20 protein-coding genes are annotated in these 23,214 nt (G+C 46.4%); 15 read left to right on the top strand and 5 right to left on the bottom strand.

What is annotated here, in order from left to right:
• Position 1 precedes the first annotated feature (1 nt).
• From arnC to arnF, 6 genes are read left to right on the top strand one after another with little or no spacing between them, the layout of a single operon-like run.
• Positions 2-988, top strand: coding sequence for an undecaprenyl-phosphate 4-deoxy-4-formamido-L-arabinose transferase (gene arnC / locus D8B20_RS20940; RefSeq protein WP_145891945.1), 987 nt, complete (start codon positions 2-4; stop codon positions 986-988).
• Positions 985-2,970 (top strand): bifunctional UDP-4-amino-4-deoxy-L-arabinose formyltransferase/UDP-glucuronic acid oxidase ArnA, encoded by a 1,986-nt coding sequence (arnA, locus tag D8B20_RS20935; protein ID WP_145891943.1) that lies wholly within the window; start codon positions 985-987, stop codon positions 2,968-2,970. Before arnC ends, arnA begins: the two co-directional genes overlap by 4 nt.
• Complete coding sequence (gene arnD / locus D8B20_RS20930) at positions 2,967-3,875, top strand: 4-deoxy-4-formamido-L-arabinose-phosphoundecaprenol deformylase (RefSeq protein WP_145891941.1); 909 nt, start codon at positions 2,967-2,969, stop codon at positions 3,873-3,875. The genes arnA and arnD overlap by 4 nt, the downstream gene beginning before the upstream one ends.
• Positions 3,872-5,509: a lipid IV(A) 4-amino-4-deoxy-L-arabinosyltransferase gene (arnT, locus tag D8B20_RS20925; RefSeq protein ID WP_145891939.1), complete on the top strand. Its 1,638-nt coding sequence runs from the start codon at positions 3,872-3,874 to the stop codon at positions 5,507-5,509. The genes arnD and arnT overlap by 4 nt, the downstream gene beginning before the upstream one ends.
• Entirely contained in the window at positions 5,506-5,826 is a 321-nt protein-coding gene (arnE, locus tag D8B20_RS20920) for a 4-amino-4-deoxy-L-arabinose-phosphoundecaprenol flippase subunit ArnE (protein WP_261388130.1), read from the top strand. Before arnT ends, arnE begins: the two co-directional genes overlap by 4 nt.
• Positions 5,823-6,197: a 4-amino-4-deoxy-L-arabinose-phosphoundecaprenol flippase subunit ArnF gene (gene arnF / locus D8B20_RS21940; protein WP_145891935.1), complete on the top strand. Its 375-nt coding sequence runs from the start codon at positions 5,823-5,825 to the stop codon at positions 6,195-6,197. Before arnE ends, arnF begins: the two co-directional genes overlap by 4 nt.
• A 103-nt stretch (positions 6,198-6,300) precedes the next feature.
• On the opposite strand, the gene D8B20_RS20910 is transcribed toward arnF, so the two are convergent.
• The 3 genes from D8B20_RS20910 to bamA all read right to left on the bottom strand — a co-directional run bounded on the left by D8B20_RS20910 (position 6,301) and on the right by bamA (position 10,677).
• Positions 6,301-7,311, bottom strand: coding sequence for an ATP-binding protein (locus tag D8B20_RS20910; RefSeq protein ID WP_186454472.1), 1,011 nt, complete (start codon positions 7,309-7,311; stop codon positions 6,301-6,303).
• Between the two features lie 46 nt (positions 7,312-7,357).
• Positions 7,358-8,059, bottom strand: a complete 702-nt coding sequence (locus tag D8B20_RS20905; RefSeq protein ID WP_145891932.1) for a response regulator — start codon at positions 8,057-8,059, stop codon at positions 7,358-7,360.
• A 191-nt stretch (positions 8,060-8,250) separates the two neighbouring features.
• Complete coding sequence (gene bamA / locus D8B20_RS20900; protein WP_145891930.1) at positions 8,251-10,677, bottom strand: outer membrane protein assembly factor BamA; 2,427 nt, start codon at positions 10,675-10,677, stop codon at positions 8,251-8,253.
• A gap of 366 nt (positions 10,678-11,043) precedes the next feature.
• Here bamA and D8B20_RS20895 point away from each other — a divergent pair, with 366 nt between their 5' ends.
• From D8B20_RS20895 to D8B20_RS20870, 6 genes are all read left to right on the top strand, one after another.
• A complete protein-coding gene (locus tag D8B20_RS20895) occupies positions 11,044-12,147 on the top strand; it encodes an efflux RND transporter periplasmic adaptor subunit (protein WP_145891928.1) in 1,104 nt (367 codons plus the stop codon).
• Between the two features lie 12 nt (positions 12,148-12,159).
• The gene (locus D8B20_RS20890) at positions 12,160-15,252 is read left to right on the top strand and encodes a multidrug efflux RND transporter permease subunit (protein ID WP_145891926.1); all 3,093 of its coding nucleotides are present in this window, start codon (positions 12,160-12,162) and stop codon (positions 15,250-15,252) included.
• A gap of 49 nt (positions 15,253-15,301) precedes the next feature.
• Positions 15,302-15,703, top strand: a complete 402-nt coding sequence (locus tag D8B20_RS20885; protein WP_145891924.1) for a helix-turn-helix transcriptional regulator — start codon at positions 15,302-15,304, stop codon at positions 15,701-15,703.
• Between the two features lie 219 nt (positions 15,704-15,922).
• Positions 15,923-16,132 carry a hypothetical protein gene (locus tag D8B20_RS20880; protein WP_145891922.1) on the top strand — a complete coding sequence of 70 codons (210 nt, stop codon included), beginning with the start codon at positions 15,923-15,925 and terminating at the stop codon, positions 16,130-16,132.
• 26 nt (positions 16,133-16,158) lie between these two features.
• Complete coding sequence (locus D8B20_RS20875) at positions 16,159-16,761, top strand: hypothetical protein (RefSeq protein ID WP_145891920.1); 603 nt, start codon at positions 16,159-16,161, stop codon at positions 16,759-16,761.
• Between the two features lie 27 nt (positions 16,762-16,788).
• Positions 16,789-17,121: a DMT family transporter gene (locus D8B20_RS20870; protein WP_145891918.1), complete on the top strand. Its 333-nt coding sequence runs from the start codon at positions 16,789-16,791 to the stop codon at positions 17,119-17,121.
• Positions 17,122-17,166: 45 nt separating this feature from the next.
• Here D8B20_RS20870 and D8B20_RS20865 read toward each other — a convergent pair whose 3' ends face one another.
• Positions 17,167-18,249, bottom strand: a complete 1,083-nt coding sequence (locus D8B20_RS20865) for a porin (RefSeq protein WP_145891916.1) — start codon at positions 18,247-18,249, stop codon at positions 17,167-17,169.
• Between the two features lie 386 nt (positions 18,250-18,635).
• Here D8B20_RS20865 and D8B20_RS20860 point away from each other — a divergent pair, with 386 nt between their 5' ends.
• From D8B20_RS20860 to D8B20_RS20850, 3 genes are all read left to right on the top strand, one after another.
• Positions 18,636-18,908: a hypothetical protein gene (locus D8B20_RS20860; RefSeq protein ID WP_145891914.1), complete on the top strand. Its 273-nt coding sequence runs from the start codon at positions 18,636-18,638 to the stop codon at positions 18,906-18,908.
• A gap of 36 nt (positions 18,909-18,944) precedes the next feature.
• Positions 18,945-19,871 (top strand): Kdo(2)-lipid IV(A) acyltransferase, encoded by a 927-nt coding sequence (locus D8B20_RS20855; protein ID WP_145891912.1) that lies wholly within the window; start codon positions 18,945-18,947, stop codon positions 19,869-19,871.
• 71 nt (positions 19,872-19,942) lie between these two features.
• Positions 19,943-20,575, top strand: a complete 633-nt coding sequence (locus tag D8B20_RS20850) for a GNAT family N-acetyltransferase (RefSeq protein WP_145891910.1) — start codon at positions 19,943-19,945, stop codon at positions 20,573-20,575.
• Positions 20,576-20,655: 80 nt separating this feature from the next.
• Here the strand turns inward: D8B20_RS20850 and D8B20_RS20845 are convergent, their stop codons facing one another.
• A complete protein-coding gene (locus tag D8B20_RS20845) occupies positions 20,656-23,088 on the bottom strand; it encodes a membrane-bound PQQ-dependent dehydrogenase, glucose/quinate/shikimate family (protein WP_145891908.1) in 2,433 nt (810 codons plus the stop codon).
• Between the last annotated feature and the right edge of the window lie 126 nt (positions 23,089-23,214).

Here is a 23,214-nt window from a genome sequence, read left to right as displayed (position 1 = left end):
CATGCTTGAAGAAAAAAACATTCGTAAAGTCTCCGTGGTGATCCCGGTTTATAACGAACAGGAGAGCCTGTCAGAGTTGGTGCGTCGCACCGATGCGGCTTGTGCTGTGCTAAATCTGGATTACGAAATTTTGCTGGTGGATGACGGCAGCAGCGACCGCTCCGGTGAGATGATCGCTGAAGCCGCTGATATGCCAGGCAGCCACGTGGTTGGCGTATTGCTGAACCGCAACTATGGGCAGCACTCGGCAATCATGGCCGGTTTTAGCCATGTGTCAGGCGACCTGATCATCACGCTGGATGCGGATTTGCAGAACCCGCCAGAAGAGATCCCCAATCTGGTAAAAGCGGCGCAGCAGGGTTATGACGTGGTCGGTACCGTGCGTCAAAATCGTCAGGACAGTTGGTTCCGCCGCCGCGCTTCACGCACCATCAACCAGCTTATTCAACGCGTCACCGGTAAAGCGATGGGTGACTATGGCTGCATGTTACGTGCTTATCGCCGTCACATTGTCGATGCCATGCTCAACTGTCACGAGCGCAGCACCTTTATTCCTATCCTCGCGAACACCTTTGCGCGCCGCACGATTGAGCTGCCTGTCGCCCATGCCGAGCGCGAATTTGGTGACTCGAAGTACAGCTTTATGAAGCTGATTAACCTGATGTACGACCTGGTGACATGCCTGACCACCACGCCACTGCGCCTGCTGAGTATCGTCGGCAGCCTGATCGCGCTGGCTGGTTTTGCCTTCTCACTGGTGCTGATTGTGTTGCGTCTGTTCCTCGGTGCCGACTGGGCCGGGGACGGGGTGTTCATGCTGTTTGCGGTGCTGTTTATTTTTATCGGCGCGCAGTTTATCGGTATGGGCTTACTCGGCGAATACATCGGCCGAATTTACAACGACGTACGCGCTCGTCCGCGCTACTTCATTCAACGTGTTATTAACTCGCAGAAAGATACCTCCTCTGTACAGGAAATTGAGCAATGAAAACTATCGTCTTCGCCTATCACGATATGGGCTGTGCAGGTATTACTGCGCTGTTAAATGCGGGTTTTGAAATCAGTGCGATCTTTACTCACGCTGATTCTGCTAACGAAAATCACTTCTTTGGTTCAGTCGCTCGTCTGGCGGCTGAACAGGGTATCCCGGTGTATGCGCCGGAAGATGCCAACCATCCGCTGTGGGTCGGTCGCATCAAAACCATGGCGCCGGATTACATTTTCGCCTTCTACTATCGCAACCTGCTCAACGACAGCATCCTGAGCAGCGCGCGTCTGGGCGCTTTCAACCTGCATGGCTCACTGCTGCCTAAATACCGCGGTCGCGCGCCACTCAATTGGGCGTTAGTGAATGGTGAAACTGAAACCGGTGTGACACTGCACCGCATGGTGAAACGCGCAGATGCGGGCGATATCGTGGCACAGCAACGTGTCGCCATTGATGAACAAGACAACGCCTTAACTCTGCATCGCAAACTGACAGCTTGTGCTACGCAACTGCTGGAGCAGGCACTGCCAGCGATGAAACGTGGTGAAATTGCGGCGGCAGTTCCTCAGGATCACAGCCAGGCTACCGTGGTCGGCCGCCGTACTCCAGAAGATGGTCGCATTAAGTGGGAACAGTCCGCACAGTCAATCAACAACCTGGTGCGTGCGGTCACCGATCCATGGCCGGGTGCATTTGCTTTCGCCGGCACCGTGAAGTTTATGGTGTGGAAAGGGCGCGTACATGCTGATGCGCCAAAAGCGAAGCCAGGCACTGTGATTTCCGTTGAGCCTTTCCTGATTGTCTGCGGGGAAGGTGCACTGGAAGTGGTGACCGGACAAAGTGAAAATGGCGTCTATATGAACGGCAGCCAGCTGGCGCAGAGTCTGGGAATGGTGCCGGGCGCACTGTTGTACTCTCAGCCGGTTGCAGCCGTTAAACGTCGTACACGCGTGTTGATTCTGGGTGTAAACGGATTTATCGGTAACCACTTGACCGAACGTTTGCTGCAGGATGACAACTTTGAAGTTTACGGCCTGGATATTGGCACCGATGCCATTAGCCGTTTCCTCGATCAGCCGCGCTTCCACTTTGTTGAAGGTGATATCAGCATTCACTCAGAGTGGATCGAGTATCACATCAAAAAATGTGACGTGGTGTTGCCACTGGTGGCGATTGCTACGCCAATTGAATACACCCGCAACCCGCTGCGCGTGTTCGAACTCGATTTTGAAGAGAACCTCAAGATCATCCGCGATTGCGTAAAATACAAAAAGCGCATCATCTTCCCATCCACGTCAGAAGTGTACGGCATGTGCACTGATACACACTTCGATGAAGATCACTCTAATCTGGTGGTGGGGCCGATCAACAAACAGCGCTGGATCTATTCGGTTTCCAAACAACTGCTGGACCGCGTGATCTGGGCGTACGGCGAAAAAGAAGGTCTGCGCTTCACGCTGTTCCGTCCCTTCAACTGGATGGGCCCGCGTCTCGATAACCTGAACGCTGCGCGTATTGGTAGCTCCCGTGCAATCACCCAACTGATCCTCAACCTGGTTGAAGGTTCGCCGATCAAGTTGATCGACGGAGGCGCACAGAAGCGTTGCTTCACTGACATTCGCGATGGTATCGAAGCGTTGTTCCGCATCATTGAGAACAAAAACAGCAACTGTGATGGCCAGATCGTCAACATCGGCAACCCGGAAAACGAGGCGAGCATCAAAGAGCTGGCTGAACGCCTGCTGGCAAGCTTTGAACGTCACCCGCTGCGCGACCAATTCCCGCCGTTTGCAGGCTTCCGCGAAGTCGAGAGCAGCAGCTATTACGGTAAGGGATACCAGGACGTTGAGCATCGTAAACCGTCAATCAAAAATGCACGTCGCCTGCTGGACTGGACGCCGACCATTGAGATGGATACCACGATCGACAACACGCTGGATTTCTTCCTGCGTTCGGTTGAATTTCAGGATACCGAACAATGAGAGTCGTAGGGCTTCGGGTTGATGTCGATACCTGGCGAGGAACCTCTAGGGGTGTACCTGCACTGGTTGAGCTCATGAAAGAATATGATATCCATGCCAGTTATTTTTTTAGCGTAGGTCCGGACAATATGGGGCGCCACTTGTGGCGCCTGATGAAACCCCACTTCTTATGGAAAATGCTGCGCTCACGCGCAGCATCACTCTACGGCTGGGATATTTTACTGGCAGGTACAGCCTGGCCTGGGCGCGAGATTGGTCGCGGCCTGGAGGAGATCATCAGTGCTACGGCTGATCATCACGAAGTTGGTCTGCACGCCTGGGATCACTTTGCCTGGCAAACCTGGGCGGGGGTATGGTCGGCAGACAAGCTTAATAACCAGATATGGCAGGGATTTGATGCGTTAAGCCAAATCCTTGAAAGAGTGGTGACTTGTTCAGCTGTAGCAGGCTGGCGTGCTGATGGCCGTGTCGTTAAGGCCAAACAATCCTTTGGCTTTCACTATAACAGTGACTGTCGCGGCACGATGCCTTTTCTGCCCGTTTTACCAGACGGTCAGACAGGAACTGTGCAGATACCCGTTACGCTTCCAACATGGGATGAAGTCGTAGGCAGCAAGGTTCGCGCTGCTGACTACAACGGCTTCATTCTTGAAAGAATGCTCAATGACCCGGGCGTTCCTGTTTACACGATTCACGCTGAAGTGGAGGGAATCTCAGGCCTGGAGCAGTTTCGGCAACTGTTACAGCGCGCTAAGCAGCATGGCATCCAGTTTGTACCGTTAAGCCAGCTTTTACCTCAAAATCTGGATACCCTGCCAAAAGGTAAAATAGTTCGTGGAAAGATTGAAGGCCGTGAAGGCTGGCTTGGATGTCAGCAGCTGTTAGGTCAGGAGGCGCAGGGATGAGTGCGATGAAAAACTCCTGCTTACTGATTGGGTTGTTAGCTCTTTACTATCTACTGCCGCTTGAATTTCGTGGCTTGTGGCAGCCAGATGAAACACGTTATGCCGAGATCAGCAGAGAGATGATAGAGCATGGCAGCTGGATTTCGCCTCATTTTTTTGACCTGAGGTATTTTGAGAAACCTGTTGGCGGATATTGGATCAATAATATAGGTCAGTTGCTCTTTGGTCACAGCAACTTTGCGGTGCGGTTTGGCTCAGTATTCTCCACTATGCTCAGTGCATTAATGCTCTACTGGCTTTCTGCCCGCATCGGCATGACCCGGAATGCTGCAATTGCTGCAGTTATCATCTATTTGACCTCTCTGCTTGTATACGGCATAGGAACTTACGCTGTGCTGGATCCGATGCTGACATTGTGGATGACAGCTGCAATGAGCAGCTATTGGTTCGCAACCGAAGCTCAGGGGCGTCGCCAGTCCATCTGCCGATATGCTTTATTTGGTTTTTTCTGTGGTCTCGGATTCATGACCAAAGGATTTCTGGCGCTGGCCGTTCCGGCTCTGGTTATCTTCCCCTGGATGGTTAAGCAGAAACGGTTCACACAGGTACTGATATACGGACCTGTTGCAGTAATAAGTGCCGGACTAACGTGTGCTCCCTGGGCTATCGCAATTCATCATGAGCAACCTGATTTCTGGAATTACTTTTTCTGGGTTGAACACATCCAACGCTTCGCAGAAGATAATGCCCAGCACAAAGCGCCATTCTGGTATTACCTGCCGGTACTGTTGGCAGGATCGCTTCCATGGCTGGCATTACTTCCTGGCGCCATTAAGAAAGGTTGTCAGTCTTCTGCAAATACCTATTTACTGAGCTGGGCAGTAATTCCCTTGATATTTTTCAGCATTGCTAAAGGAAAGTTGCCCACGTACATCCTTCCCTGTTTTGCTCCACTGGCCATGCTGATGGCTCAGTACGGTGTTGAGCTTGCCCGGACCAAAAGCCGCACGCTGCAAATCAATGCCTGGATAAATATCGGATTTGGCTCAGTAGCTGTTTTGGCTGTATTTTTTTTTCTTGCCCCATGGGGTATAGCCCATAAGCCTGTATATGCCCCTCAAGAGATAAATAAGGTGGTAATGGCAGCAGTGATATTTATGGGATGGGCGTTAGCAGGTTTATTTTCCTTAAACGGAAACTGGCTCAGAGCAGCCTTGTGTCCACTGGTTCTTGCCTTGGGGTTAGGTTATGCGATACCAGACGGCATCAGTAACACCAAACAGCCTGGAAGGTTTATTGATCATATAGCAAGTAATCTGGGAGAAAGTCGTTACATCGCCACCAACAGCACTGGCGTGGGGTCGGCTATCGCCTGGAGAATGGAGCGAAGCGATATCTATTTTTATCATCAGGAGGGCGAATTGAAGTATGGTCTCAGCTATCCCGATGACAGTAGACGCTTTATCAGCGAAGTGCTGATGGCTGATTGGGTTAAGCAGCATCGTAAGAAAGGTAATATTTCCGTGGTGTTAATGCTTGGCAGGGATGAGTCAATACCAACAAGCTTGCCGCCGGCAGAAACGACTTATCACGAAGGACGCATGCTCTACTTATTCTATGGGGCACTGCCGTGACGGGTTTGGTTATTCTGATATGCATAATCACATCGGTGGGACAGCTGTGTCAGAAACAGGCTGCCCTTCAGCTTCACAGGCGAGGTTATCTCCTCTGGATGATTGTCAGCGTCATCATTCTTGGCATAGGCATGCTGTTATGGCTGGTCGTTTTACAACAAATGCCTGTTAGCGTTGCTTACCCAATGCTTAGCCTGAATTTTGTCTTTGTTGGGCTTGGAGCGCGCTTTTTATGGCGCGAACGACTTAACGGTACGCAAATTATTGGTACACTCCTGATTGTTTCAGGCGTGGCCGTTATGGGGAGTTACGCATGAGAGGGTACTGCTGGGCTATTTGCAGCGTATTTCTGGTTACCGCTGCGCAGCTGGCACTGCGGGGGGCCGCGTCACAGTTGCCTGCATTAACCCTGTCAGCTCTGTTAGAAATGTCGTTCCCGTTATTGCTGCTTTTATTAGCCGGCTTGGCAGGGTACTTACTTTCAATGATTTGCTGGGTATCAGCTCTGAGACACCTCCCTCTGAGCCGTGCTTATCCCGTTCTGAGCCTGAGCTACATACTCGTTTGGGGATGTGCTCTGATTCTGCCATTAAACCATGAACGTTTTCATTCTGGCAGCATACCTGGTGTAATGATGATCATTGCAGGCATCTATCTGATCGTGATGTCACCAAAAAAATCAGTATAAAGAAGTTAAAATAAAGTTGAGCAATCCTGCCGCGCAAATCTAATGATTTCACGGTGGCATAGCATTATGCCACCGCTGTTCATATAGAAGGAAATGTGTACCCTCAGGCGTTGATGAGGGTTATTGTAAACTTCGCACCGCCTAATCGATTATTCTGGCATGTCACCTTACCCCCGTGAGCCTGCACTATGGCCCTGACAACCGATAGCCCGAGACCTGAAGATGAGATTACGTCAGCGGCATTGGTGCCACGCGTAAACATATCAAAGATTTTTTCCTGCTCACTGACTGGTATTCCAGGCCCTTCATCTTCAATAGAAATTTCGAGTTGCTTATCAGATGTTGGTTCACATCTGATGGATACAGTTCCCGGATTTGAATAAACAAGGCAGTTGTTCAGCAAGGCAAGGACGGCTTGCCTGATTCTCGCTGCATCAATGAAACATGTTAAAGGGTATCCGTTGACTACTAGGATCTTATTCCTTTGATTGAACGCTGGAATCAGCGTTGCGGTTACAGATTTTATTTCTTCGTATAAATCAACTTCTTCCCGGTACAAGATTAACTGACCAGAGTCGGCGAGGCTTACTACACGTAGATCGTTAATAAGCAGCGAAAGTCCGTCTATCTGTTTCATCAATGCATCTAAATTCACAGCGTCTGCAGGCATTACTCCTTCAGAGATAGCCTGTACACCGCCTTTTAGTACCGTGACCGGAGTCCTGAGTTCATGCGCTATAGCCGCATTCCACTGCTTCATATCCTTCGACATAACTTCCAGTCTGGAAGCCATCACATTAAAATCATCTATTAAATCATTAAGTTCAGTAAAATAAATGCCTGAGTGATCTGCGCGAGAAGCGAGATTTCCCTCGGCGATTTCTCGTGCGCTGGAGGCAATAGTTTTTAATGGCCTGATAAGGTTTTGTGCAAATCGCCATGAGCAATACATCGAAAATGCAACGGCCAAAAGTGTGGAGAAAATCAACTGCAATGTGTCGTTCAGGCTGGGAATCAACGATTCACCGTCGCGCGTAGAAGGAAAGAGTAATACGGCAACGTAATACACTAACGTGGAAAGGATGAGGGCCATAAATGCAATAAATGCCGTCATATCTGACAGCCTTCGCGTCAGGCTCTTCCTGGGAATTTTTCTCATATTAATCTCCAAGCCTGTAGCCGAAGCCCCGTATGCTCTCAGGAACAAACTTAAGACCCGCCGCATCGAGTTTTTTCCTTAGCTTGCTGATATGACTATCCACTGTTCTATCATTTACCTCCCCCTCGGGAAGGCAAGCTTCCATAAGTTCCCTGCGAGTGAATACCCGCTTTGGAAAACGAATAAGATGCAAAAGAACCCGGAATTCAGTTGTTGTCAGATAACCCGAGATGTCATGCATGGACTCACCAATAAATACCTGGTGCTCACTGACATTCACTTCAATATTTTTTGTTTTATAAACCATCAGGCTGTCATTTAGGTGGTAATGATTCATTCTCCTGAGAATAACGTGTACTCGCGCCAGAAGCTCTGAAGGGTTAAAGGGTTTGACCACATAATCGTCAGCCCCCGTACGTAAGGCAAAAACCTTATCGATGTCTGTATCCAGAGCCGTTAACATCAATACTGGCACGTCACTGACTTTTTTAATTGCGGAAAGGACTTCCCAGCCATTTTTTTTAGGCATGTTGATATCTAGAATCACAAACCCAGGCAGATGCTGACTGAACATTGTCAATGCCTGTTCTCCATTCTCCGCCGTCAGAACACTGAAGCCGTCTTTTTCAAGATAGGCAGTGACAATCTTAGTTATGGCCGGGTCATCTTCGGCAACCAGCACAGTGAGCTGTTGATGAGTCATGTAAAACTCCCATGAGTTTATGAAATTATCTTTGAAAAGGATCTTGCCTGCAAAATGAGGCGTGTGTCCTCTTTGCAGCAGGCCTGCTTTATGTATGCCGTATTATGCCAGTTCGGGCCCGTGCTTGGGCATTAAACAGTGCAAACCGCAGAGTACAGGCTGATGCCAGATACTCTGCGGCTCAAACGAGATTAGAACGTCTTACCAATGTTGAACTGGAACTGTTCGGTGCGGTCTCCGCTGAACTTTTTAAGAGGCAAGGCGTAAGAAAATACCAGTGGGCCAAGTGGAGACTGCCACTGAAGCGATATGCCTGCAGACAAACGGAAATCGCCGGGTTTACTGTAATCAGGAATGCCTGCCATTTCGGTAGCCGGAGTGTTTTTCCATGAAGTATCCCATACGGTACCTGCATCCATGAAAACGGATGTTCTTAAAGCGTCTGCGTAGCGATTTCCGACAAATGGTGTCGGGAAAATAAGCTCCACACTCGCAGTAGTCATGACATTTCCGCCAACTGCATCGTCAGAGTTCTTAACGCTACACTGACTGTAGTCCGTTTCTGTTCCTGAGCAGTCGTAATATGCAGCCTTCGGACCAATGCTGTTTGAAGAAAATCCCCTGACTGAACTGGATCCACCGGCACGGAAAGTATCATAGAAAGGTACTTGCTTACCGCCAAGACCAGCAGAGTAGCCTACGCGCGCTCGGGTCATAAGAACCCAGTCAAGATCGTCAGTTAATGGACTGTAACGGCTGTAATCTGCACTTAACTTGTAATATTCATTATCTGACCCCGGTACCGTAATCTTTGCGCTGGTATTAAAAAGAGTACCGGCAGTAGGGAAAAATCCGCGATCAAGGGTGTTGTAATTCCATCCCAAGGTGAACAGGAAATCATTGGCCTGAGTTTCGGCCTTATTGTGCTCGTCACCAGGTGAAACGGACGGCAGTACCCCCTGGCCTTTCAGATAGTTCCACGTGGCCACCTGAGGTCGCATATCAGAAAGGGAGTTATGAACAAAATCCAGACCAGAGTTTAGCCTGCTGTTTTCGCTGACAGGGAATCCAAGGGTCAGACCTGTTCCGTAAGAAGTCTGCTTATACTCAGAAAGGTAATTTTTGTCTGCTTTATAGTTGTTATAAAACAGGCGGCCACCGAGGCTAACACCATCAACGGTGAAATAAGGGTCTGTGCCAGCAATTTCTATATAAGATTGATAGCTGTTTTTTACGCCTGAGAAGCTGACGGTATTACCTGTGCCAAGCCAGTTATCCTGACTGACACTGACCTGATAACTGATACCACTGTCAGTGCCATAGCCCAGACCAAAGTTAAACGAACCCGTGTTGCGTTCTTTTACTTTGTAGACCAAATCAACCTGATCGCTGCTACCTGGTACGCGCTGCGTATCGACTTCTACGTTCTCGAAATAACCGGTTCGGCTCAGACGCTGGCGACCCTGCTCAACTTTATCACTTTCAAGCCATCCCCCTTCGGTCTGACGCATTTCACGTCTAAGCACCCTATCGCTGGTTATATCATTACCAGTAAAACGGACGCCACGGACATAGAAACGTTTACCGGCGGAGACGTGAACGGCCAATGCCACCGTGTCTCCGCTTTTATCGAATCGAGGCTCGGTTACGACCTGAGGATAGGCATAACCATGCTTGCTGAGTTCATCCCGAATCTGCTTTTCCATGTCTGTAATTTTTTTCTGGCTATAATACTCGCCAGATTTAATTGTGTTAAGCCTGCGAATATTACTTTCGTATCCTGCAAAATCGCCATCAAGGCTAACCTGAGAAAACTTATATCTTCCACCCTCATTGATATTTACAGTGATATAAATATTCTTTTTATCCGGCGTCAGGGATACCTGGGTAGAAGTTATGGCAAATTTTGCATATCCCTGATCAAGATAAAAGCTTCTTAGTGTCTCCAAATCTCCGGCTAACTTTTGTTTCTGGTATTTTTTATCACCAGCAACGTTCCACCATGGTAAAGAATCACGTAGGGATAAAAGTGAGATGAGTTCATCACTCTTGAAGCTTTTATTGCCTATTATGTTGATCTGTTTAATCAGGGCAGAAGTGCCTTCCTGAAACTCAAATCTTAAATCAACCCTATTCCGGGGAAGGGGAGTAACAACTGCTTTTACACTTGCTGAGTATTTACCAACGCTGTAGTAAAAGTCCTCAAGCTCTTTTTCAATTTTTACGATGTTAGTATTATCCAGCGACTCACCGACTCTGATACCCTGCGCGTCGAGATTTTTCTCCAGCATGTCATTTTTAATGGCTTTATTACCGCTAAAACTCAATGATGCCACGGTTGGCCGTTCTTTTACCTTGATAATCAGATCTGAGTTATCTTCAAGAATCTGGATGTCTTCAAAGTTTCCGGTTGCGAACAAGGCCCTAACAGTTTCCTGGATATCTGATGAAGTGACGGTATCTCCAGGCTTGACCGGAGTTGAAAGGAGTACAGAGCCGAGGCTTACACGATGTAATCCTAAGACTTTAATATCATTGATTTTGACATCAAATGAAGCATGTGCCCCTGGTGCGCAAAGCATCAACAGCGCTAAATATTTCTTTCTGGCAAAAAGCATAATATTCCATCAGTCTGGTATCAATCTAACCAGCGATTCTATTTATAACTCTGTTCGTTATCATCCTGAGGCTCGCGGATAAAGAGGCTAAATCGAAGTGCGTCTCCACTTTTGTAATATTTTGAAATGATTTTAGCATCAATGACTGAGTTTGGCTATTAAATCGTCAAATATCACAACTAAGTACTTACATTTTTACACAATTAATTTCCCCGCTAAGGGCTTTTGTTTTTAATTAAGGATCTCTGGGATGCTTGTAGCTTAAAAAAATCAGGCCTCTCCACACACCCTCCATATATTCTCCATATGCTGTACAAAAAAAGACTGTATCTTGTCGAATCCTAATTATGTGCCGCGGTAATTCATATGTATAAAAAAAATATCTCCTTGATGATGATTGTTGCTTTATTGCCTGTGCTAAACGGATGCCATGACGAATCTGATCAAACAGCGGCACAGCAGCCTGAACCTGTGAATATCAGATTCGAGGAGTTGCGCCCACAGCCAGTCACCATCACCCGATCTCTGCCAGGGCGGGTTTTATCTGTCGAAAATGCTGAAATCAGACCTCAGGTGGGCGGTATCATAAAGAAAATGTATTTCACTCAGGGTAGTGAGGTCCTTCCCGGTCAAGCACTCTTCCAGATAGACAGTCAGCCTTTTGAAGCTGATGTAAAAAGCGCTTTAGCTGATCTTGAACGAGCACGTGCTTCCGAGCGCGCGTTAAGAAATAAATCTGAGCGTATGAGAAAACTCATCCAGACCGGCGCTGTCAGCATGCAGGATTATGATGATAGCCGCTCAGCTGCAGATGAAGCGAAGGCTCAGATAAGTGTGGCTGAAGCGGCGCTTGAGCGTAAAAAACTCGACTTAGGATATGCAACCGTTAGATCCCCTATTAAAGGGCGTATTGATGAGAACAGGGTGACAGTAGGAGCACTGGTCAATACCGGTGACACGTCACCAATGGCGACTGTTCAGCAAATCGATAAAGTTTATGTCGACATCAGGCTGCCTCATGCCGATAAGGCAGAGTCAGGCGATACCATGACCCGAGGAGCAGAAATTGACATTGATTCTGACGAATCTGGAAAAAACCTAATCAAAGGAAAGGTGCTTTTTTCAGGAATTACCGTGGATAAAGCTACGGGGGACACGATTATTCGCGCGGAAGCAGATAATAAGAACAAAGTGCTTTTACCAGGAAGCTTTGTTGAAGCGCTCATACCGGTTTTCACCAGGCAGGATGCAATTCTAGTCTCCGGGCAAGCAGTCACCATTACTGGTCAGGGTGCAGAGGTGTGGATTGTGGATCGGGATAATACTGCAAGCCGGAAAAAAATCAGCGTCAGGCCGGCTGCGGACGGCAATTTTGTTGCCCTTACGGGACTGAATGCCGGAGATAAACTCATCATCCAGGGCCAGGACAAACTGTCTGATGGCGCCACTGTTCATCTGTTACCTCAATAAGTAGAGTCAGCGATGCCTAATTTTTTCATACAACGTCCGGTCTTTGCCTGGGTCGTTGCTATTTTTATTGTACTGGCAGGCGCCATTGCTATTCCCAAGCTCCCGATTGCCCGCTATCCATCAATAGCACCACCCTCTGTCACTATCTCAGTCAATTACCCGGGTTCTACACCGCAGGCTATGAATGAGAGCGTCATTTCTCTGATTGAACGTGAACTTTCAGGCGTTAAAAATTTACTTTATTTCGAGTCATCAAGTGACACCAGCGGAACGGGAACAATAACCGCAACATTCGAAAATGGCACTGATCCTGAGCTCGCGCAGGTTGACCTTCAAAACAAAATAAAAGTGATTGAATCCAGATTGCCTGAAACGGTGCGGCAAAACGGTCTCAACGTAGAAGCCACGTCATCAAGCTTTTTGATGGTGGTGGGTCTGACGTCTGAGGGGGATAAATACAACTCGGCAGATCTAAGCGATTACTTCACGCGTAATCTCAGGGAAGAGCTAAAGCGAATCCCGGGCGTGGGTAAAATTCAGGTATTTGGTGCTGAAAAAGCGATGCGGGTCTGGATTAATCCAGTCAGACTTATCAAATATGGCCTGAGTATGGACGATGTTCAGCAGGCCATTACCGCGCAGAATAGCCTTGTCACTCCAGGGCGATTGGGAGATGAACCTGCTAAAAAAGGACAGCAGGTCAGCTATCAATTAACGATCCGCGGGCAGTTGCAGTCCGTTGATGAGTTCAGAGATATCATCCTCAAAACTAACACCGATGGATCACGTGTACTGCTGTCTGACGTGGCAAAAGTAGAGATAGGGTCTGAAAGCTATAGTTTCAGCACGCGCGAAAATGGAGAATCTTCAACGGCGGCAGGCATTCAACTTGCCCCGGGTGCTAATGCTCTTAAAACCGCGGAGGCAGTTAAGGCTAGGCTTGCCGAACTCAAATCAACAATGCCTGAAGGAATGCAATATTCCGTTCCTTTCGATACGTCGCCCTTTGTAAAAATCTCGGTAGAGAAAGTTCTGCACACGTTTATCGAAGCAATGATTCTTGTGTTCATCGTGATGTATCTTTTTCTGCAGAATGTCAGGTACACCTTCATTCCGGCGATAGTGGCCCCTATAGCGCTTTTGGGCACTTTTACCGTTATGCTCATTGCAGGTTATTCAATCAATGTCCTGACTATGTTCGGCATGGTTTTGGCAATTGGGATCATCGTTGATGACGCCATTGTTGTCGTAGAGAACGTTGAAAGAATAATGGCGGAGGAAGGTTTGTCTCCGAAAGACGCGACAGAAAAAGCCATGAAGGAAATAACCGGAGCTGTCATAGGCATTACCCTGGTGCTTTGTGCCGTGTTTATACCAATGGGACTGGCCAGCGGATCCGTGGGGGAGATTTACAGGCAATTTACCCTTTCGATGGCTGTTTCAATCCTTATTTCAGCCTTCCTTGCCCTTAGCCTGACTCCTGCGCTGTGCGCAACTTTGCTAAAACCAGTGTCGCAGCATGGTTCGCATAAACGTGGCTTCTTTGGGTGGTTTAACAGATCTTTCGATAAGCTGATCGGACGTTATGAAAATGGCGTAACGAAGCTTCTTAAAAGAACAGCCCGCAGCTTTATCGTTTACGCAGCGCTTTGTGTCGCGCTGGTTTTAGGTCTTAACCAACTGCCGACATCTTTCTTGCCCGAAGAAGATCAGGGTTACTTCATAACCTCATTTGAGCTTCCCTCTGCGGCCACTGCAGAGAGAACCTTGTCGACAGTAAAAACCTTTGAGCAAGAGGTGATGCACAGACCGGCCACTAAGGGAAATATATCGATCCTCGGGTTCAGTTTTGCAGGGTCTGGCCCGAACTCTGCCATGGCATTTACCATGCTGAAAGACTGGGACAATCGTGGAGACGCAACCTCCTCATCCGAGGCTGAGGCTTTACAGGAACAAATGTCAAAGCATCCTGATGGTACCACCATGAGTCTGCTGCCTCCGGCTATAGATGAACTCGGTAACTCCTCAGGGTTCACTCTTCGATTGCAGGACAGATCAAATCAGGGTTATGAAGCTCTTTCAAAAGCTCGCGATAAGCTTTTACAACTCGCTGCAGAAAACAAAGCCCTTCAGGGAGTCTACGTTGATGGTTTGCCTGACGGGCAAATGGTTGATGTCCGGATAGACAGAAAAAAAGCGCTTATTATGGGCGTTCCTTACTCAAACATAACTGAGATTATCTCCGGCCTACTGGGTTCATCCTACGTTAATGATTATCCGAATAAGGGCCGTTTGCAGCAGGTTATCATCCAGGCCGATGCAGATTTCAGGATGCAGTTGCAGGACATTTCTAAGCTCTATGTTCGTAACAGTGAAGGGGGCATGGTGCCGCTATCAGAGTTTGTATCATTCTCCTGGGTAACGTCTCCCGTTCAGATGGTCCGCTATCAGGGATACCCTGCGTTGAAGATCAGCGGATATCCCGCTGAAGGATATTCTACAGGCGATGCTATGGTAGCAATGGAGTCGATCGCCGCAGAACTGCCGAAAGGATTTGCAGTGGAATGGACGCAATTGTCTTTACAGGAAAAACAGTCAGCTTCGGAAGCATCAATGCTCATGATGTTGTCAGTGGTGGTTATCTTCCTTGTTCTGGCTGCCTTGTACAACAGTTGGTCAGTGCCTTTTGCAGTTATGATGGTTGTCCCGCTGGGACTTATCGGAGCGGTAGGCGCTGTTATTCTTCGTGAAATGCCTAATGACGTTTTCTTTAAAGTCGGAATGATAACCATCATGGGATTGTCAGCTAAGAATGCAATTCTGATTGTTGAATTCGCAAAACAACTGCATGAACAAGGTAAGTCAATTACTCAAGCGATCGTTGAAGCCGCTAAGATGCGTTTAAGGCCCATATTAATGACTTCGTTTGCATTTACATTAGGTGTAGTGCCGCTTGTGATTGCTTCTGGCGCCAGTTCAGAAACACAACGCTCAATTGGAACCGGTGTGTTTGGTGGCATGTTAACAGGTACGTTTTTCGCAATATTTTTTGTTCCTGTTTTCTATTTCTCGGTTATGAATCTCGTGAAAAGATTCAAAAAGTAATGAATGCAGGTGGCTAAATAGCCACCTGTTTTTTTTAAAAGGTATTGATATGAGTCTAAGAAAGTCTGTACTTAAAAAGATAATTGAAGCTGTTGATACTTTTTCACTAGACGGCTACAGGCTTGACGACATAGCGGAATTTTCAGGTTATTCGAAGTGGCATTTACAGAGAATATTCAAGGAACATACAGGTATAAGTCTTGGAGAGTATATCAAGCACAGGAAAATGCATGCCAGTGCGCACGACCTGTTAGATAAAGACAACACGATTTTGTTTGTAGCCTTACTGTATGGTTATGAGTCGCAGCAAACCTATACCAGAGCCTTCAAACGTTACTTTGGTATCTCACCTGGTTGGTTCAGAAACATGAATTCATCTGACCGATATAGATTGTTAAAAGAGTATAAAGTCCCAAAAATAAATAATGACGCGCAGAAACTGATGGCGTAAGGGGGTTTCTTCGACTATCGATTTTTCTGGATTTGATTTCGATTGTCTCTGTGAGTGCTCTTATTACGACTGATGTGTAATGTTTTGGCACTTATGTTGAGGTTGTGTGGATTCCCAAACTTATTTGGAACGCTGGTTTATCAAATTGATTATAATCTGCAGTTAGGTTGAAGATGAGTAATTTTTGCCCTGGCTGACAATTTTACTAAAGAGGATAATATGATTGACAAATTGATTTTATCTTTTTTATCTGAAAAGGGTTTGAGCATAGTTATGGATGCTGCAATTTTTCTGCTCAGCATAGCAATGATTAAATTTGGCAGTAAGCCTGTTTCAGTAGTCGGTGTGATTGTCATTGCCTTTCTACTTATGAAGTTCACCATTCAAATAATTGAATGGCATTTTTTATCTAGAACCAAAAGATTTTGACTGGGTTGGAAGGAAAATAATTTTATATGAATATTGTGTCAAATATGAACTTCAGCCAAATTGAGGTGTTTAAAGAAGTTTATAAAAAGGTGTATGAAAAAAGCCATATGCCCGATTTAAATGAAATAATTGAACAAATTGTATCTGGGGAATTATTATCATTTTTAATTCATGATAGTGACAGAAATAAAGGCCTTTGCTTAGTATATGAGCACAATGCTTTTCACTACCTTTACAATATAGGTTTTATACCTGGCTTTGTAAATAAAGCTGGAATGACGATAGCGCTTCGTAATGTCAGTAAATTGCTAAAGGATAAACCTATAATTGCAGCCCTTCCTCGTGAAGGTGAGCGATTTGATAACAATGCTTCAAGGATTTTAACTAAAGAAATTTATAAGGTGTCTGGTTTCAGGTCGTCTGGCCTGGAATTAAGGTACAGCGAGATCACCTTCGACGTTTTGACAAATAGCTGTCTTTTTGACAAAGAGAAGTTTAAAGATTTCTTTATCTCCCATTATGAAGGTGAGATACAAGAGGAGCGTTTGGATTTATATCAGATTTTTTCATGCAATGATAAAGAGAAGATGACCTCAGGCATATCTGAGAGAAAGGTTTTCAGTATTTAAACACATTAATTAATAAGGAGATTTTTTATGTACGGCTACATTTTCTTATGTCTTGCCATCATTGCTGAAGTTGTAGCGACAACGTCCCTTAAAGCCGTCTCAGGCCTTACAAAGCCTATCCCTGTCGCTCTCGTAATACTGGGGTATGGTACTGCCATCTGGTTACTTTCGATAGTCGTTCAAACTATCCCAGTGGGCGTTGCCTACGCTACCTGGGCAGGTTTAGGGATTGTGTTAGTAGCTATCGCTTCGTATTTTGTCTATGGACAGAAGCTTGATGTCTTTGCGGTAGGTGGCATGGCTTTCATCCTTGTCGGTGTCATCATGATGCAAGCTCTATCTGATACGGTAGGACGATAAATGTTTGGGCAAAGGAAAAAGGCCTGAAACAGGCCTTTTTGTACTTTAGAACTGGTAAGTCAGGCCTAGACCAGTCTGGTCATCGTGAGCGATACCCAATACGTTATCTTTATTAACTCGATTCAGCTTATAATCCACATATACAGACATATTTTTGTTGAAATAGTAGCTCAGAGAGAAATCCCAGTAATTCAGAAGATCCTGATCGCCTACAACTTCGATATCTTTTCCTTTTGAACGGAAATAGCCAACCCCTGGGACGATCCCGTTTTCAAACGTGTAACGTGCTACCAGTTCAAGGTTCTCAGATTTATTTGCGTATCCCAAAGACCGAATTGGCGTGAGGTTGTGTGCCTGAGCATAAGTTGCTGCAAGATACAGGCTGCCATCATCGTATTTCAGACCGCCAGCCCATATATCTGCGCGCTTTCCTTCACCAAAGAAGAGGCTGTTCTGAGCATCGGTACGTTTGGAACTCGCATATGCTCCCAGCACCGTGATGTCATAGCCAATGTCATATGAAACAGAGGCACCATATCCGTCACCGTTTGAACGCATGATGTCGCGGTCAGCACCATTGTTAGTGTTAGCGCTGTTTTCTCCCTGGTACTGGAGTGCAAAGTTGAGGCCATCCACTGCGCCAAAGAAGTTGCGGTTACGGTAGGTGAGGAAACCATTGCCACGGCCGGTCAGGAAATTATCAGTATTACTAAAAGTCTGATCATCGAAAATTACAGGTGTATCTGTAACTGAGGCGACATCAAATACGACGCCGAAATTACGACCATAATCTAAAGAGCCGTAGTTACCCCACTTAAGTCCTGCAAATCCCAGACGGGTTTTGTTGCCCTTTTGAGCATCGCTACCGCCTTCTGAATTATTTGCCTGAACGTTGTACTCCCACTGACCATACCCGGTCAGTTCATTGGAAATCTGTGTTTCGCCTTTAAAACCAAAACGAACGTAAGTGTTGTCTCCATCTACACTTTCGTTCTGGCTGAAGTAATGGCGAGCGACAGCTTTACCGTATACATCGAGTTTGTTGCCATCTTTATTATAAATTTCTGCGGCGTGAACTGAGTTAAAGGAAGTCAGTGCTACCAGCGCAGCTATGAGTTTTATTTTCATGATTCTTCTCTAAAATTAAAATTTTCCTCTGCTTCACTCAAAGGAACTTAAATTCCCAGATTCAAATAAGTTCAAATGAATGCTGGCTTAACTATTAACAAATCATAATCTCGCAAACAATAGCTTAATCGAGTAGAATTCCTTGCCCTAGTGCGCCTTGATAGTTCATATGATTGTTTATTTTTCGCCTGGCAGCATGACATGCTAATTCTTTGATTTTGGGTAGTAAAAAAAATTAAAACATGGCCTTTTTACATTTAAATGTCACGCGGGAAAAGTATTGAAACATTCTGAAATTAGTGTTGCGATTTGATGGATTTGCGTGGGTTTAAGCTAGTTCTGCGTGCGTCCAGAGATATAATAGGTTGTAAAACGGGAGGTAGGATATGACTTTATTTTCATCAGCAAGTTCAACTGAAGATCTGATTAAAAATCATTTCAATACGCAAAATGCGTCGCTTTCATCTGTAAATGAGGCTGTGGGCTCTGCTTTTGTCACAATGATCACTAGTGGCATAACGTCTAATAAAAAGAATACGCTCAGTATTCTTGAGGCGTTAAGAAAAAATGCATCTGACGATGAAACCATAATGATCTATCAACTCTTAATAGTAAGCGTAAAATCCCCCAAAGCCTGGAGCTTAAAAAATAACTTTTAGCGCTGAATTTATTAATCCTCATGCACGGATAAAAACATGGAAAAGATCCCTTCATTCTCATTTAAGCTAATCACACCACGTTACTGGTTGGGATGGTTTGCAATTATTATTTTATGGTTTTTCGTATTGCTACCCTATCCAATGATTGAAATGATTGGAAAATCATTTGGGCGAGCATCGATGATGTTTTTAAGAAAACGAAAAAGAATTGCTGAGAAAAACCTTAAGTTATGTTTTCCTCACCTGACGTCTTTTGAAAGAAAGGAGCTATTGATCAGTAATTTTGAATCAGTAGGAATGGGGATCATGGAGACGGGTATGGCATGGTTTTGGCCAGACTGGCGTGTGCGTAAGTGGTTTTCAATTACCGGATATGAACACATGCAAAACGCTTTGGATTCAAAGAAAGGTGTTTTGCTAATAGGGATGCACTTTTTGACACTGGAACTTGGAGCCAGAATTTTCGGAATTTTGAATCCCGGAATCGGAGTATATCGACCTAACAATAATGCTCTTCTGGACTGGTTGCAGACATGGGGTCGAATGCGGTCTAATAAAACTATGCTTGATCGTAATGATCTGAAAGGGATGCTAAAAAGCCTAAACAGAGGTGAAATACTTTGGTACGCACCTGATCATGATTATGGCCCGAAAAATAGCGTGTTTGCACCCTTCTTTGCTGTAAAGCAAGCTGCAACAACAACCGGAAGCTATATGTTGATTCGCAGTACACAACCTGCCGTGATACCCTTTGTACCAAGACGTCGTCATGATGGCGGAGGTTATGAGTTAATCATCATGCCAGACATTTCCGCTAACATCCCCATTCACAGTAAGCAGGAGACAGCTGCTTATATAAACAAAAGTATTGAGGGCGCAGTATTGCTTTCCCCAGAGCAGTATATGTGGTTGCACAGAAGATTTAAAACGCGTCCAAAGGGTGTACAGGAACGGTACAATTAACCGTGTGCAGTTAACTAATAATTGATCATCATTTACCTCCATATTATTACGAATTATTATTAGGTGTGCTAATGCAATTGTCTTTTCAGCCGTTCGATACGAGATATTATAATCAAATTTTATCCATTATTATTGATACTTGGGGTTTTGAGTCATGGGTACCTGAGGGATATGCCCATTTGCTGGCTGAGTATTTCCTTGCTGATATTTTATCTGAGTCTTCAAATGTAACTCTTGCGTTAAAGGGTGATGAGGTTGTTGGCATTTCAGGGCATAGTCTCGTCAATGATGCCAGCTCAAAATCCTTTTTACGTAAAAAGCGAGTTTTATCGCTAATGTCATTCATTTCTGACGATAACGCACATTCTCTTATATTCAGGCAGTTTATGAAAACAAGAGTTCTTAGTGAGAACATGCTACTGGCCGCAGATGTGACATTTGAAGCTGTAGTGAATTTACTGGTGGTTAAAGCTGGCAATAAAGGTTCTGGCATTGGTTCCAAACTGTACAATATAATAATTTCTAATTTCAGACAAAACGGCGTACATTCATTTTATTTATTTTCAGACAGTGCTTCTGATATCTCATTTTATGAAAGAAAAGGTCTAAAGTGCGTATTTTCAGGCGTATTCGACTGGGGAGGAAATGACCCGGATAATTTTGAAAAATACTATTTGTATGCCGGGAAGGTGGAGGAGCAGTAATAATCAATAATGACAGATCGTGGTTACTCAGAATGCAACCGTCAATCATAATGAATGACGGTTGCGAAACTTATCTAATATCAGGGTAGTTTATAGGCAATGACATAATCTCCCCGGTCTGGGGAATTTCTCGCACCGCCTGCAGTTATAAGGATGTACTGCTTACCATCCACTGGTGATTTGTAACTTACCGGCGTGCTTTGGCTGCCCACCGGCAGGCGTGCTTTCCACACTTCTTTACCGGTCGAAGTATCGAAGCCGCGCAGATAGTAGTCCTGCGTGGAGGCAATAAACACCAGGCCGCCTTGTGTTGCAAGCGTACCGCCAATTGTTGGCATACCAATCGGCATTGGCAGGCCCATTTTTACGCCGAAGGGGCCGGTATCTTGAACGGTACCAACGGGCACTTGCCAGGCGATTTTCTGCGTTTTTAAATCAACTGCAGTCAATGTGCCGAACGGTGGCTTCTGGCAAGGGATCTCCAGCGGAGACATAAAGCGCACTTTGGCATTAATGGCATACGGCGTCCCTGCTAACGGCAGAGGACGGCTGATTGCTGCGGCTTCGTTGCCATCATTTTTCGCGCCCTGGATCTCCGGTGATGCCGGGATTAGCTGCACTTCCAGACCCACACGCATATCGTTAATAAACAGATATTGATTGACCGGATCAATCGACAGCCCGCCCCAGTTCATGCCACCCAGCGAGCCCGGCAGATTAAGTGAAGCGTCGGTACCTGGCGGGGTGAAGAGTCCGTTGTATCGTTTCGATTTAAACTGGATACGACACATCAGCTGATCGAACGGCGTGGCGCCCCACATATCCGACTCTTTTAATACATCAGCGCCAATGGTTGGCATGCCGACAGAGAAGGGTTGCGTCGGGGAGTAATTCTCATCCGGGATCTGACCCTGAGTTACCGGGCGCTCTTCCACTTTGGTCAACGGTTTGCCAGTGGCGCGGTCCAGTACAAAAAGCTGGCCAGATTTGGTGCCGAAAATGAGTGCCGGAGTGGTTTTGCCATCAGGCCCCGGGAAGTCAGAGAAAGAGGGCTGCATCGGCACATCGAAGTCCCACAGATCGTTATGAACTGTCTGATAGACCCATTTCACCCGGCCGGTGCTGGCATCGACGGCCACCATCGATGCGCCAAACTTGCGATCCAGCGGGTTGTGTTTCACGCCCCATAAATCGACCGCCGCGCTGCCGGTTGGCATATAAACGGTGTTTGAATGGCTGTCGTAGGACATCGGTGCCCACACGTTGGGTGTCGAGCGTGCGTAAGTCTGACCCTCGGCGGGCGCCTGTTTCTGTTCAGGGTTACCTGGATCAAACGCCCAGCGCAGTTGGCCGGTGATCACATCAAATCCGCGCACCACTCCGCCTGGCATATCGGTCGCCACGTTATCCGCGACGCGACCGCCAATGACCACGGTCGTCCCCGCCAGCGTTGGCGCAGAGGTAGGATAGTATTCGCCTTTGTCCGTGCCCTTGCCCATATGGTCGCTCAGGCTGACACGGCCGTTATTGCCGAAGTCATGGCAGAACTCACCGGTATCCGCATCCAGCGCAATCAGTTCTGGCGTCACGCTGTTCATCAGAATACGACGCTGGCACTGTGCATTTGCTGCAACGGACACGGTTTTCACCGGTGTGGAATCCGGCAAATCAGGCTGCTGCAACGCTGCCTGGGCATCGAAGTAGGCTAATCCGCGACAACGCATCCATTTTTTCTGCTTCGCGTTGATTTCCGTTTTCCACAACTCTTTGCCCGTGGTGGCATCAACAGCAATCACGTTGTTGTGCGGGGTACATAGATAGAGGCGATTACCGATTTGCAAAGGCGTCTGCTGATCTTCCGCTCCGCCACCGTTCGGGCTGACCGGGATATCCCCGGTGCGGTAGGTCCATGCAACCTGCAGGTCCTTCACATTGTCGCGGGTGATTTGATCCAGTGCGACAAAGCGCGTACCGCCCGACGTGTTGCCATAATGGTCCCAGTTGACCTGTTCTTCACCGGGCTTTACTTTCGTTAAGGGAAGGGAGGTATCTTCAGAAGCACTTACAGGGTCGTGAGGCACAAACATGCCACCTATAAAGGCGATGAAGATGATGGACAGAAGCGCTGAAATGGAACCAGCCAGTTTCCAGTTTGGCCTCCTACCGGTTTTAGTGAGCAGTGCAGGTATGGAAAGGGCAACAAGTATTCCAAATCCAATAAACGTCAGGAGTCGAGAGACAAGAGGCCAGAAATCGAATCCACTATCGGCAATGGCCCAGATGAAAGTTGATACAAGCAATATACCGTAGATAATAGCGCCACTTATGCGCTTGCGAGTGAGTTGCACGCCCGAGATGATCAGTCCAATACCTACAATCAGAAAGTAAAAGCTTCCGTCAAGGTTTACGAGCACCCAGCCATAATAAGTTAAAAAACATCCCATTAATGTTAAAACCGAGCCCAGAAGCCACAGAGTTAAAGTGGATATTTTAAAGTGTTGTTTATCAACCATATAATTCCCAGAATTCAGTGATTTAACGCATTTTCATATTTGTGAATGCACACATAATTTTTAAGGTTATCTTCAGGCCTTAAAAACACAGGTAGGATATATTTGAAACTAAAATAATAAAATATG

It is taken from the genome of Candidatus Pantoea soli, from assembly GCF_007833795.1.
GTDB lineage: Bacteria > Pseudomonadota > Gammaproteobacteria > Enterobacterales > Enterobacteriaceae > Pantoea > Pantoea soli.
The sequence above is the reverse complement of the archived record's forward strand: the minus strand, read 5'-3'. Positions and strand labels throughout refer to the sequence as shown.

Coding starts and splice junctions, on each gene's coding strand:
- arnC (WP_145891945.1), top strand. CDS start 2: ATGCTTGAAGAAAAAAACATTCGTAAAGTCTCCGTGGTGATCCCGGTT.
- arnA (WP_145891943.1), top strand. CDS start 985: ATGAAAACTATCGTCTTCGCCTATCACGATATGGGCTGTGCAGGTATT.
- arnD (WP_145891941.1), top strand. CDS start 2,967: ATGAGAGTCGTAGGGCTTCGGGTTGATGTCGATACCTGGCGAGGAACC.
- arnT (WP_145891939.1), top strand. CDS start 3,872: ATGAGTGCGATGAAAAACTCCTGCTTACTGATTGGGTTGTTAGCTCTT.
- arnF (WP_145891935.1), top strand. CDS start 5,823: ATGAGAGGGTACTGCTGGGCTATTTGCAGCGTATTTCTGGTTACCGCT.
- D8B20_RS20910 (WP_186454472.1), bottom strand. CDS start 7,311: ATGACGGCATTTATTGCATTTATGGCCCTCATCCTTTCCACGTTAGTG.
- D8B20_RS20905 (WP_145891932.1), bottom strand. CDS start 8,059: ATGACTCATCAACAGCTCACTGTGCTGGTTGCCGAAGATGACCCGGCC.
- bamA (WP_145891930.1), bottom strand. CDS start 10,677: ATGCTTTTTGCCAGAAAGAAATATTTAGCGCTGTTGATGCTTTGCGCA.
- D8B20_RS20895 (WP_145891928.1), top strand. CDS start 11,044: ATGTATAAAAAAAATATCTCCTTGATGATGATTGTTGCTTTATTGCCT.
- D8B20_RS20890 (WP_145891926.1), top strand. CDS start 12,160: ATGCCTAATTTTTTCATACAACGTCCGGTCTTTGCCTGGGTCGTTGCT.
- D8B20_RS20885 (WP_145891924.1), top strand. CDS start 15,302: ATGAGTCTAAGAAAGTCTGTACTTAAAAAGATAATTGAAGCTGTTGAT.
- D8B20_RS20880 (WP_145891922.1), top strand. CDS start 15,923: ATGATTGACAAATTGATTTTATCTTTTTTATCTGAAAAGGGTTTGAGC.
- D8B20_RS20875 (WP_145891920.1), top strand. CDS start 16,159: ATGAATATTGTGTCAAATATGAACTTCAGCCAAATTGAGGTGTTTAAA.
- D8B20_RS20870 (WP_145891918.1), top strand. CDS start 16,789: ATGTACGGCTACATTTTCTTATGTCTTGCCATCATTGCTGAAGTTGTA.
- D8B20_RS20865 (WP_145891916.1), bottom strand. CDS start 18,249: ATGAAAATAAAACTCATAGCTGCGCTGGTAGCACTGACTTCCTTTAAC.
- D8B20_RS20860 (WP_145891914.1), top strand. CDS start 18,636: ATGACTTTATTTTCATCAGCAAGTTCAACTGAAGATCTGATTAAAAAT.
- D8B20_RS20855 (WP_145891912.1), top strand. CDS start 18,945: ATGGAAAAGATCCCTTCATTCTCATTTAAGCTAATCACACCACGTTAC.
- D8B20_RS20850 (WP_145891910.1), top strand. CDS start 19,943: ATGCAATTGTCTTTTCAGCCGTTCGATACGAGATATTATAATCAAATT.
- D8B20_RS20845 (WP_145891908.1), bottom strand. CDS start 23,088: ATGGTTGATAAACAACACTTTAAAATATCCACTTTAACTCTGTGGCTT.